The following is an 11,823-nucleotide window of genomic DNA, read 5'->3' on the forward strand; positions in this document are numbered from 1 at the left end:
GCGAACTTCGTCGACCATCATGACCCGCGCGGCGCGCAGCAGAGCACCCGCACGGCGCTGGCCGCGCTGGACCCGGCCGAATTCCCGGTACTGACAGGGCAACTGGACACCATCGTCGCCGCGGTCACCGACCACGGCGTCTACCACGACGGGCTGCGGCGGATCATCGCCTCCTGGGTCTCACCTGCGTGAGGGCGCGATCGATCTCATCGACGGCCGCACAGCCCGCATGCCGTACAGCCGCGGTAAGCGATACGGCAGGTGCAGGGGCACATCGTTCGTGCGGAGGGCGCGGCGCGCCTGAGCAGTTCCGGCTCGGAAGCAGTGCCTGGGCTTGTGTGTGGAGACGGTGGAATGGGGTTTCGGGGCTGTGTTCGGCTGGCGGGATATCGGCGGTGAAGGGTGATCGTGGTCTCGCGCCGCTCGGAAATCGGGATCAGCCGGTGCGCTGTGCCGACACCGTGCGAGGGCGCGCCGGTCGGCTAGGGTGGATCTTGTTACCGACGGGTAGTTGATTGTGGCATGAACTCGGCTGCGGTCCGGGATCCAGGTAGGTCGCCTAGCCTGGAGCTGAACGGCTCGATCGAGCACATCCGCGGCGGCTGGAGGAGTCGAGCATGACCATGAAACCGGATTCGCAGTTCCTCGGCCCGGAGCAGCGCAGGACGGCCTGGGATCGCTTCGGCAAGGAGCACTTCGATGTGGTCGTGGTCGGCGGGGGCGTGGTCGGAGCGGGGATCGCACTGGACGCGGCGACCCGCGGCCTGCGGGTCGCGCTGGTCGAGGCGCGCGACCTCGCCTCCGGTACCTCCAGTCGGTCGTCGAAGATGTTCCACGGTGGCCTGCGGTACCTGGAGCAGTTGGAGTTCGGGCTGGTGCGCGAGGCACTGCGGGAACGCGAACTCGCGCTGTCCACCCTGGCGCCGCACCTGGTCAAGCCACTGCGCTTCCTGTATCCGCTGACCCGCCGGGCCTGGGAACGTCCATATGTGGCGGCCGGGCTGCTGCTCTACGACACCATGGGTGGTGCCAAATCGGTACCCGGACAACGTCATCTTTCCCGCGCCGGCGCGTTGCGGTTGGCGCCGGGGTTGCGGCGCGACTCGTTGATCGGCGGTGTGAGTTACGACGACGCGGTCGTCGACGATGCGCGGCACACCATGACCGTGGCCCGCACGGCCGCGCACTACGGCGCGGTGATCCGCACCTCGACCCAGGTGGTCGGGCTCCTGCGGGAGGCCGACCGGGTGATCGGCGTCAAGGTGCGCGACACCGAGGACGGGCAGATCGGCGAGGTCCGCGGACACGTGGTGATCAACGCGACCGGCGTATGGACCGACGAGGTCCAGGCACTCTCGCATCAGCGGGGCCGGTTCCATGTGCGCGCGTCCAAGGGGGTGCACATCGTGGTACCCCGCGACCGGATCGTCAGCGACACCGCGATCATCCTGCGCACCGCGACCTCGGTATTGTTCGTCATCCCGTGGGGCACGCACTGGATCATCGGCACCACCGACACCGACTGGAACCTCGATCTGGCACATCCGGCGGCCACCAAGGCTGACATCGACTACCTGCTCGACCGGGTGAACCAGGTGCTGGTCGCCCCGCTCACCCCGGATGACATCGACGGCGTGTACGCGGGTCTGCGGCCGCTGCTGGCGGGGGAGAGCGACGAGACCTCCAAGCTGTCGCGTGAGCACGCCGTCGCGAGGGTCGCGCCCGGACTGATCGGTATCGCGGGCGGCAAATACACCACCTACCGCGTGATGGCTTACGACGCGATGGACGAGGCGGCACAGGATATTCCGGCCCGGGTCTCGCCCTCGATCACCGAGAAGGTGCCGTTGCTCGGCGCGGAGGGCTATTTCGCACTGGTCAACCAGACGGTCCAATTGGCCGAGGCATACGGTGTGCACCCCTACCGGATCAAGCATCTGCTCGACCGGTACGGCTCGCTGATCGATGAGGTCATGGCCCTCGCCGACGGTAAACCCGAACTGCGGCAACCGATCACCGACGCGCCATCGTATCTGCAGGTGGAGGCGGTCTACGCGGCCGCGGCCGAGGGCGCCTTGCATCTGGACGACATTCTGGCCCGGCGAACCAGGATCTCGATCGAGTACTCGCACCGCGGCGTCAACTGCGCCGAGCAGGTGGCCAGGCTGGTCGCGCCGATCCTGGGCTGGGACGACGACGAAATAGATCGCGAGGTTCTGACCTATCAGGCGCGGGTCGAGGCGGAGATCCGCTCGCAGACCCAGCCCGATGACGCCGCCGCGGACGCCTTGCGGGTGGCGGCGCCGGAAACCCGGCCGGAGATCCTGGAACCGGTGCCGTCGGAAGGCTGAGCCGACTGCGCGGGCCACGCCCGCCGTGTGGCCACCACGCGCCCCGCGACATCCACCGCGACGTCGGCGCCGTCGGAACGTGGTGCTTGCTCCCGATGCCGTTGGATGCGACCGCGCTCGACCCCCGCGCTACGGGCTGGTAGCGGCATCTGCTTGCCCGTTGTCGGTCGACCGGGGAGGGGCGTGGTGGGTCAAGGGTGTGACGAGACGGTCGACAGCGGTCCGCCGGGGGTGGTAGGCCTGCCCGTCAACGAATTCTGGTGCAGCAGAAGGTAGCTGAACACGACGGTGGCGAGCGTTGCCGTCACAGCCGTCAGCAGGCGCATCGCGATCGCGATGAGCAGCCGCCCGCCCGATCTCGTTACCGCCGTCATGTGCCTGCTCCTGTGTTCGGGTCACTGTCCTGAACTGTCACCAGGGGTGTCGTGACGCGGGCACGGATCGTTAGCAACTGGGCGGCATACGGTGGCTCGGCGGGTTCGGCGTCCGGGATCGCCCACACGGCAGGCGCGGTGTCGCGGCGGTGGATTGATCAAGGGGCCGGGACAGGCTGACAACGCGGGCAGAAGTAGATGCCGCGTTCGCGCTGGACGACGCGATCGAAGTCGGGGGCGGTGTCGCCGAGCAGGTCGGCCACCAGCGACGTGCCGCAGCGCTGACACGGGCGGTGGGCGCGGCCATACGCCAGGGGGCGTCGCGGCGGTGTGCGGACGGCTTCGGTGAGGATCCGATTCGCCTCGTTGACCAGGGCGAGTAGGTCGGGGACGGCACCGACCCTGGTAGCCGGGTGCACCCGGCGCAGGAAACAGATCTCGCTGCGGAAGATATTGCCGATGCCGGCCAGATTGCGTTGATCGAGCAGCGCGACACCGATCGACTGATCCGGATACCGCTCCAGCCGCCGGACGGCGTCGGCCGCGTTCCAATTCGGACCGAGCAGATCCGGTCCGAGGTGGTCGACGATCCGGTGCTCCTCGCTCGCCCGTACGACCTCGACGGTGCCCAGCGAGAAGCCGACGGCCTCCACCTCGTCGGTACTCAGTACGATCCGCGCGGCGACCCGAGGTTTGGTCCACCGCTGCCCGCAGTGGAAGACGTGCCAGCTGCCTTCCATCTTCAGGTGGGTGTGCACACTCACGGCCGGCGTCCGGATGAACAGGTGCTTGCCGTAGCTGCCCACGCTGTCGACCACCTCGTCGCGCAGGTCGACCGTCGCATATCGCGGCACTCGGAAGTCACTGCGCGTCAAGGTCTTTCCGGCCAACGCCGCACGCAGACGCCTGGCGGCCAGGTAGACGGTGTCGCCCTCAGGCATGTCGCGGCTCCGATCGCGCCGGCTCTGCTTGGGCGGCCGGGTCCGGGAGATCGGCGCGCAGCGGCGGGTCGGGTCGGGGCACCCGGCCGGTCGGCCTGCTGCCCGCGGTGTCGACCGTGCACAGAGAGGTAGGCGGCCGGCCGCATTGTCGCGGCACGGCGGTTGCCCTGGTGACCTCCGCAAGAACGGCCCTGGTAGGCGGATTCATGGCCGGCTCCGCAAGCGAAGCCCGCGTGGGGTTGCGGAGAAGCCCGCTTCGATGAGGAAGCCGGCGAAAGTGTTGCCGTGCACGGTGTCGCCGTTGACGCGGTCGATGACCAGCGCGTCGACCCGGCGGCGGTGCACCAGGTCGCCCAGCGCCTGCGCGGCGCGGCGGCGCGCATCGGGGTCCTCGGTGAAGGTCAGCAAGGTCTTGCCACCGCGTTCCAGGTAGAGGACGAGGTCACCGTCGACCAGCACGACGAGGGCCCCGGCTTTTCGTCCTGGCCGGTGCCCGCCCTCGACGTCGCCTTTCGGCCAGGCCAGCGCCGCACCGTAGGGGTTCGCGGGATCGCACGCGGCCAGGGCGAGCACGGTGCCGCTCGACTGCCTGCTCTCGGGACGGGCGCGTTCGGTGTCGAAGGAACGCATCCGGTCCACCACATCGGTGGTGGAGAACTGGGCGCCGCCGAGCGAGTCGACGAAGTAGCCACGGCGGCAGCGCCCGCGATCCTCGAACTCGGTCAGCACGCGATACATCAGCGCGAAGCCGCCGGCGACGCCCTCGTTCTGCACCGATCCTCTGGTCAGGACCCCATAGCGTTCCAGGAGCAAGTCTGCGGTCGCGTGCGCGCGCACGGTGTTGTCCGACACCCGCTCCGGCAGCAACGACCACCGCCCTGCGACAGCGGGCGGACCGGAACGGGTCGGCATGCTCGGCCTGGGCAGATAGGCCCGACCACGGGGCGCGCGCCGCGGTGTCCGATGCGCGGTGGTGGTCCGCGTCGTGCCGGACAGCAGTGCCCGCACCGGTGCGAATGTGTCGCCGGAAACCACGCCCGCCCAGACCAGGTCCCACAGCGCCGCGGCGACCGCCGTATCGTCGAGCAGGCCGGTCGCATCCGACAGTTGCCGGAAGAAGAACGCGCCGCCGCTCTGGGGCACCGGCACCAGGTGCGGGGCATCGTCGGCGAGGTCGTCCAGTGGCGTTGCCGTGGCGTCGTATTCGGACGGTGATCGCCGTCCGGCCGTTCCACCCACGGGCGCGCCGCCGTTCGGAGACCGCCCGGAAATCGCCGAGTCACGAGTGCCTGGCCCCCGGCGGTCGGTAGCGTCCCCGGATCGCATTTCATCGAGCTGAACCGGCGCTCGGCGCGGGTCCCCGGCGGGTGGCGGTGTCCACGGCACCAGGGCGGCGCCGAGCGCCGCCAGCAGTCGCCGCTGCGTGTCCGAAAAGTCGATCTCGTCCGGCGGGGCCAAGGTGAACGGGGCCTGGTCGGTCAGATGTAAGGCGATCCAGCCGTCCTTCGCGGTGATCGCGCCGTGGCCGGACCAGATCACCTCGCCGGTCGCCATGAGCTCGTCTAGCATGGCGGGGGAGTAGTCACGCACTCGTGCGGGCAGGACCAGCGATTCCCACGCCGACGCCGGAATCGGCACGCCGGCGAGCTGTTCCACCACGGCCGCCACACCGTCGACGCCGCGCAACTCACCGGTGTCGATATGCTGCCAGGATGCCAGGAAGCGGGCGAGCGCCGCGGTCGACACCGGTTCGACCTCGTGCCGTGCCGCAGCGAGTGACCGGCGGCGCAGCCGGCGCAGCACCTGCGCGTCACACCATTCCGATCCAGTGGCCGCGGGGCTGAATTCCCCTTCCACCAGCCGCTTTTCGGCGGCGAGCCGGTGCAGTGCGGTGGCCGCGACAGCAGTGCCGAGGCCGAACCGGGCCGCGACGGCCGCGGTATCGAACGGGCCGTGCGTGCGTGCGTAGCGGCCGACCAGGTCGCCGAGCGGGTCGGGCACCGGTTCGATGAATGCCGCCGGAGTGCCGATCGGCAGCGGTACCCCCAGTGCGTCGCGTAGCCGGGACGCGTCCTCCACCGCCACCCACCAGACCCGGCCCGCGAACGTCACTTCCAGTGCCCGACGCGCAGTCACGAGGCCCCCGAACCAGGCGGCCGGATCCGCATCACAGCGCTCGGCTGCTTCGGCGGCGGTGAGCGGTCCGAGCAACCGCAGCAGATCGGCCAAACCCTCCGCGTCCCTGGCGCGACGTTCCGGGGTGAGCCGCTGCAACTCTCGTTCGGTCTGGTCGATGACCGCCGCGTCGAGCAGCTCACGGAGTTCGACTCGGCCGAGCAGTTCCGCGAGCAGCCCCGAGTCGAGCGAGAGCGCCGCGGCGCGCCGCTCGGCCAAGGGGCTGTCCCCGTCGTACATGAACTGTCCGATGTAGTCGAACAGCAGGGCGTTCGCGAACGGTGACGGCGTCGTGGTCGCGACCTCGATCAGCCGTATCTGGCGCCGCGCCACCCGGCTGAGCAGGTCGCGCAGCGATGGCAGGTCATAGACATCGCGAAGGCATTCGCGCACCGTCTCCAACAGGATCGGGAAGTCGGGAAACTTGCGGGCCACATCGAGCAGCTGGGCCGAGCGTTGGCGTTGCTGCCACAGCGGGGCGCGTTTGCCCGGGTCGCGTCGGGGCAGCAGCAGTGCGCGCGCGGCGCACTCGCGGAACCGGGAGGCGAACAGTGCCGATCCGCCGACCTGTTCGGTGACGATGTCGTCGATCTCATCGGGCTCGAAGACGAACAATTCCGCACCGGGCGGATCGTCGGTGGTGTCGGGCAGCCGCACCACGATGCCGTCGTCGGAGGCGTTCGGCGCGGCGTCCACGCCGAACCGCTCGCGAAGTCGTGCTCCGATGGCCAGCGCCCATGGCGCGTGCACCGGCAGGCCGTACGGCGAATGCAGGACCAGCCGCCAGTCGCCGAGCTCGTCGCGGAATCGCTCGACCAGCAGCGTTCGATCGGTGGGCAGCTGACCGGTCGCGGTGAGTTGTTCGTCGAGCAGCGTGATCAGATTCGCGGTCGCGTTGTCGTCGAGACCAGCCGAAGCCATGATTCGCGCGAGGCCCTCCTGCGCTGGATCAGCACCGGGGGCGGCTGGGGAAGCGTCGGACTTTCGCCGTGCTCGACGCCTCGACGGCGGCTCGACCGAATCGTTGTCGCCGACCGGTACGTGGGGCGACCCAGCCGCGGTCGAACCGTCCGCCGCTGACGCGGTGGTTCCCCATTCGCCCGTGATCGGCCTTGCCGGAATCGCATCGGCATTGTGCCGTACCGCTTTTCGGGTATGTACCGCACTGTTCGACGCGGCGACGCGCTCCTGGCCGACTGTGCGCACGAACTCACCGAGCGCCGCGCCGAGTTCCGCCGGCCGACCGAGTCCGTCGCCATGCCAGAACGGCAACCGGCCCGGCTGTCCGAACGCCGGCGTGACCAGCACCCGATCGAAGGTGATCTCTTCGATCCGCCAACTCGTCGCCCCGAGCGCGAACACGTCGCCGACCCGGGACTCGTAGACCATCTCCTCGTCGAGCTCCCCGACCCGCGAGGCCTTTTCCCCGACCATGTACACCGCGAACATGCCGCGATCGGGAATTGCTCCGCCCGAGGTCACGGCTAGTCGCTGCGCACCGGGCCGCCCGGTGAGCGTCCCCGCGTCGCGGTCCCAGACCAGTCGGGGCCGCAGCTCGGCGAACTCGTCGGAGGGATATCGCCCTGACAGCAGATCCAGCACCGATTCGTAGGCCGAACGCGGCAGCGAAGCATAACTTCCCGTGCGGCGCACGACGTCGAACCACGCGTCGACGTCGATCGGATCGAGCGCGCAGGCGGCCACCGTCTGCTGCGCGAGAATGTCGAGCGGGTGCGCCGGGATCTGGATCGCCTCGATCCGGCCCGCGGTCATTCGCTGCGCGGCCACCGCGCAGTGGATCACATCGGTGCGATGCTTGGGGAAGATCACCCCACGCGAGATCTCGCCGACCTGATGCCCGGCCCGGCCGATCCGCTGCAATCCGCTGGCCACCGAGGGCGGCGCCTCCACCTGCACCACCAGGTCGACCGCGCCCATGTCGATGCCGAGTTCCAGGCTGCTGGTCGCGACGACACAGCGCAGCCGTCCGCTCTTCAGATCGTCTTCGATCAGCGCACGCTGCTCCTTGCTCACCGAACCGTGGTGCGCGCGCGCCAGCAGGAGCCCCGCGCCGTGGATCACTTCGGTGGGCGAACCGAGCTGCGCGGGGGGCCGGTGTCCGGCGCGCGCGTCCGGTCCGGCGGCGGCAGCCTGCCCGACCATGGCGAGCCCCGGCGCCGAATCGGGCGCGGGCGGCGGCTCGTCGAGCCGCGCGGCATACGCCTCGTTCAGCCGGGCCGTGAGACGCTCGGCCAGCCTGCGCGAATTCGCGAACACGATCGAGGAGCGATGGTCCAGAACGAGGCTCACGATCGCCTCGTCCACGTGCGGCCAGATCGATCCGGGTTGGTCGGAATCGCCCGGCTCGGTCATGTCCGCGACCGGCACCCGCACCGACAGGTCGAACGTCTTGGGCGCTGGCGGTGCGACGAGGGTGATCGGCGCGTCCCCGACCAGGAATCGCCCGACCTCCGCCGCGGGCCGCACCGTCGCGGACAGGCCGATCCGCTGCGCGGGTTGTTCGGTCAGCAGGTCGAGCCGGGCCAGCGACAACGCCAGATGCGCGCCGCGCTTGGAACCGGCGATCGCGTGCACCTCGTCCACTATCACCGTGCCCACGTCGCGCAATGTCTCCCGTGCCGCCGAGGTGAGCATCAGGAACAGCGATTCCGGTGTGGTGATCAGGATGTCCGGCGGAGTGCGCTGGATGGCCCGTCGATCGGCGGCGCTGGTATCGCCGGAGCGGACGCCGACGGTGATCCGCGGCGGGTCGAGCCCCAAGCGTTTGGCGGTCTGTGTCACGCCGACCAGTGGCGCCCGCAGATTGCGCTCCACATCCACCGCGAGCGCTTTCAGCGGCGAGATGTAGAGCACCGAGGTTCGCGGCTGCTCGGTGGGCCGTTCCCGCGTCGCGAGGCGATCGATCGCCCAGAGGAATGCCGAGAGAGTTTTGCCCGATCCGGTCGGCGCGATGACCAGCGTATGCTCGCCCGCCGCGATCGCGTCCCAGGCCCCGAGCTGAGCTGCCGTCGGCGCGGGGAACGCGCCGTCGAACCACTCTTGGGTGGCGCGGGAGAACTGGGCCATGGCATCAGTGTGCACCCGGGTACCGACACGCCGTACGGTTCGGTCGGCGAAGCGGGAGCAATCGAAGTACGGCCGTCGGCGTCTCGCCGTACGCTTCGATCCGTGCAAAAGGTGCTCAGACTCGACCTGGTCAGCCATGGCATGACCGAGGCGATGCGAAAGGCACGTTTTCCGGTCGACGAATCGCTGACCGAGGCAGGCCGCCGGGCCATCTCCGACTGTGGCCCGCTCACCGCCGCGCGGGTGCTCACCGGACCGGAGCGCAGGACCGTGGAGACCGCCGCGTTGTTGGGGTTACCCGGCGAAGAGGACACCAGGCTGCGGGATCTCGATGCGGGCGCGTGGCGCGGTGGGCAGCTGATGTCGGTGCCCCAGGACGAGCTCTACGCCTGGCTGACCGATCCCGGGTTCAGCGGGCACGGCGGCGAGTCCGTGGTGGATGTGATCGAGCGGACCAGGCAGTGGATGGCCGAGATCGCCGCGGCCGGGATGTCCACGATCGCGGTCACCCACCCGGCGGTGGTCCGGGCGGCGCTGCTGGTGACGCTGGACGCACCGCCGAAATCGTTCTGGCGGATCGATATTCCGCCGGGCAGCGTCACGCGCCTGCACTATCGCGGCGAATGGACGTTGCACTTCACGGCGTGACGGCCCAGGAGAACCGCTCCTGGGCCGCTTTCGGGTACGCGGCTAACAGCTCGTCGGCGCGGGTTCGCCGCGGAATCTGGCCTCGACATAGTTCCAGGCGTCGACGAATCCGGCGACGGCCGTGGTCATGTGCTCGGCGATGTCATGGGGGCGGAATTGCAGTGGCGCCCCCGCCTTGCAGTAGCGGTCGACGACCTCGGCGACGGGGTCGAAGAAGGTGAGTTCATCGAAGCGGCCCTGCCAGAACAAGGTGGGCGCGGTCGGAACGCCCTCGAAGTAGCGCAGGCTGTTCTCCCGCAGGACGGCGTGCGCCTCCGGGCTGTTCATCAGATTCTTGGACGCCGCCATCTGCTCGGCGTTGCGGAAGATGCCGTGGAAGAGCAGGAAGCGGCGGCAGGCGTCGTGCGTGAATTCCCGGAACCATAGACCATTTTCGTTGAGCTGGTCCGAGATCGGCAGCCGGTCCGGGTATTCGCGTTCCAACCCCATCGCCGCGGCGAAGGCCAGGCCGAAACCGGGGTGTGGTGCGAATCCGAGAGCCAGTGCCATCTGCTCGAGGTCGGCGGGGATCCCGCCCGCGACCACCGCGCTGAGCTGTAGATCCGGCGCGTATGTGGGTTGCAGCGCAGCCGCCCACGCGGTGGCCATTCCGCCGCCGGAGTAGCCCGCGATGGCCACCGGGGAGTCGGCCAGACCGAGATCGGCGACCTTGCGCACGGCCCGGACGCTGTCGAGGGTCATCATGCCGCTCAGGCGCGCCGCCCCGTAGGCGGAAGTGGGGCCGAGGTAATCCGGCACCGAGATGGCCCACCCGCGGCCGATGGGCAGCATCGCGCCGACCGCGTCCTGCAGTTCGCCGTTGAACAGCGAGCGTGACGGATTGCACTGGGTTCCGAGGGAATTGATCAAGGCCTGGTAGGACACCAGCGGCGGATTCTTCACCCCGACCGGGAGCAGCACGGTCGTCATGCCAAGGACGGGTTTGTTTTGCGAGTTGGTGGAGCGGAACGCCACCTGCCAGCCCTCGGTCCCCAGATAGAAACCGGTGTCGATCTTGCGGGTCCGCACGACGTCACCCGGCTGGAGCGCCGCGAGGTCGGAGGGTGCGGCGTAGAACGGATCAGGATCTGGGGTGGGATACATCGGCTGAGCGGTCGCGGGGAGGCCGAGCGAGCCGACCGACACGATGCTCAACAGCAGAATCGCGCACCTGAACGGAACTCTGAACACCTTTTTCCTTCGAAGGTCAGCCGCCACCGAGGCACCGGCCGATGGCGGAGACGCCGCGGCGATGGTGATTCGGACGGACCGGCACTGCACGGAAAGCTGCAGCGAACCACCTCGTCCACTGCGTGGATGGAGGAAAGAAGAGCCAGCCGGAACGAGCGTGAGCGATCTCGGTGGATTGGCACACCTTCTTCGGCCCCGAGACCGCCGGGTAACCACGGTGGGGCTCCATCCGCTGCGAAAGATAGCGCCGAAGCGGGACCGATGCCTACTCGAAAAGGGTAATTGGGACATCTCACAACGACCCCGGGCATCTCGTGCATCAAGATCACTATGTGATCGTCGTCTCGGGCGCTCGAAACCCTACGGAGCATCCGCTCAGGTGCGGCTGAGCACCCGCCGAGCGCCGAGCGGACTGCGCAGGTCGACCACCACTACGCCGTATTCCCGTTTCTGCTCCGGGTTCGCGTTCTGGCACGGTGGCATGCCGCGGTGCAGACCTCGGATGAGCGTGACGCTCACCAGCTCGGCCGATTCCTCGATCTGCGCTGTGAAACCGATGCTCGAGCAGCCGACCGGTCCAGGGATGTGGATAGCGAGTCGGTCCTTGCCGTCCTCGGTGTCATAGGTCGAGAAGGGGACCGCGGCACTGGGTTCCAGATCCGCCGAGTGCGGTATGACGACCATGGTTCCGCCCACATAGTGCCGGGGGCCGGGGTCTGCCCGCATTTCCGACGTCGCATTCGCTGGCGCCTGCGCCGGGGACGTGGCGACCGGGCCCGCCGATGGGGCCAGCTGCCGGCCGCACGCGGTCGGCGCGCCGACGGTGGCCACCACGACGATCGCCGACGCGACCCGCCTGCGCATGCCCATCATCCCCCCACCTTCACACAGGTCGCGCTCAACCCGACGGAGGTAGCTACGTGGGTGCGTCGGGGTCGGCCCTTGCTGCGGTCCCGGTGCGGGACGGCAGCACCGACAGTCGCGGTGCCCAGTGCGTCGGGATGCCGGACGCATGGA

General features: G+C 69.2%; 8 protein-coding genes. 3 read left to right on the top strand and 5 right to left on the bottom strand.

The features are described from left to right. Both AB0B25_RS27125 and AB0B25_RS27130 read left to right on the top strand, forming a co-directional pair. A partial coding sequence (locus tag AB0B25_RS27125; RefSeq protein WP_357185080.1) for a hypothetical protein occupies positions 1-192 on the top strand: 192 nt, incomplete at its 5' end. 425 nt (positions 193-617) lie between these two features. Beyond that, on the top strand, positions 618-2,351 hold the full coding sequence (locus AB0B25_RS27130) for a glycerol-3-phosphate dehydrogenase/oxidase (RefSeq protein ID WP_357185083.1): 1,734 nt from the start codon (positions 618-620) through the stop codon (positions 2,349-2,351). 191 nt (positions 2,352-2,542) lie between these two features. Here the strand turns inward: AB0B25_RS27130 and AB0B25_RS27135 are convergent, their stop codons facing one another. From AB0B25_RS27135 to AB0B25_RS27145, 3 genes are all read right to left on the bottom strand, one after another. Further along, a complete protein-coding gene (locus AB0B25_RS27135) occupies positions 2,543-2,725 on the bottom strand; it encodes a hypothetical protein (RefSeq protein ID WP_357185086.1) in 183 nt (60 codons plus the stop codon). 158 nt (positions 2,726-2,883) lie between these two features. Then, positions 2,884-3,666, bottom strand: a complete 783-nt coding sequence (locus AB0B25_RS27140) for a DNA-formamidopyrimidine glycosylase family protein (RefSeq protein ID WP_357185089.1) — start codon at positions 3,664-3,666, stop codon at positions 2,884-2,886. Positions 3,667-3,870: 204 nt separating this feature from the next. Next, positions 3,871-8,928 (bottom strand): ATP-dependent helicase, encoded by a 5,058-nt coding sequence (locus AB0B25_RS27145; RefSeq protein WP_357185092.1) that lies wholly within the window; start codon positions 8,926-8,928, stop codon positions 3,871-3,873. Positions 8,929-9,030: 102 nt separating this feature from the next. Here AB0B25_RS27145 and AB0B25_RS27150 point away from each other — a divergent pair, with 102 nt between their 5' ends. Further along, the gene (locus AB0B25_RS27150; RefSeq protein ID WP_357185095.1) at positions 9,031-9,576 is read left to right on the top strand and encodes a histidine phosphatase family protein; all 546 of its coding nucleotides are present in this window, start codon (positions 9,031-9,033) and stop codon (positions 9,574-9,576) included. Between the two features lie 42 nt (positions 9,577-9,618). Here AB0B25_RS27150 and AB0B25_RS27155 read toward each other — a convergent pair whose 3' ends face one another. Both AB0B25_RS27155 and AB0B25_RS27160 read right to left on the bottom strand, forming a co-directional pair. Beyond that, positions 9,619-10,719, bottom strand: coding sequence for a lipase family protein (locus AB0B25_RS27155; protein WP_357185152.1), 1,101 nt, complete (start codon positions 10,717-10,719; stop codon positions 9,619-9,621). Positions 10,720-11,181: 462 nt separating this feature from the next. Beyond that, positions 11,182-11,676, bottom strand: a complete 495-nt coding sequence (locus AB0B25_RS27160) for a hypothetical protein (protein ID WP_357185097.1) — start codon at positions 11,674-11,676, stop codon at positions 11,182-11,184. Positions 11,677-11,823: the final 147 nt, after the last annotated feature.

Origin of the sequence: Nocardia sp. NPDC049190 (assembly GCF_040648115.1) — a bacterium.
GTDB lineage: Bacteria > Actinomycetota > Actinomycetes > Mycobacteriales > Mycobacteriaceae > Nocardia.

Excerpts from the sequence above, each read along its gene's own strand:
- AB0B25_RS27160 (WP_357185097.1), bottom strand. The coding sequence starts at position 11,676 with ATGGGCATGCGCAGGCGGGTCGCGTCGGCGATCGTCGTGGTGGCCACC.
- AB0B25_RS27155 (WP_357185152.1), bottom strand. The coding sequence starts at position 10,719 with ATGTATCCCACCCCAGATCCTGATCCGTTCTACGCCGCACCCTCCGAC.
- AB0B25_RS27140 (WP_357185089.1), bottom strand. The coding sequence starts at position 3,666 with ATGCCTGAGGGCGACACCGTCTACCTGGCCGCCAGGCGTCTGCGTGCG.
- AB0B25_RS27145 (WP_357185092.1), bottom strand. The coding sequence starts at position 8,928 with ATGGCCCAGTTCTCCCGCGCCACCCAAGAGTGGTTCGACGGCGCGTTC.
- AB0B25_RS27135 (WP_357185086.1), bottom strand. The coding sequence starts at position 2,725 with ATGACGGCGGTAACGAGATCGGGCGGGCGGCTGCTCATCGCGATCGCG.
- AB0B25_RS27130 (WP_357185083.1), top strand. The coding sequence starts at position 618 with ATGACCATGAAACCGGATTCGCAGTTCCTCGGCCCGGAGCAGCGCAGG.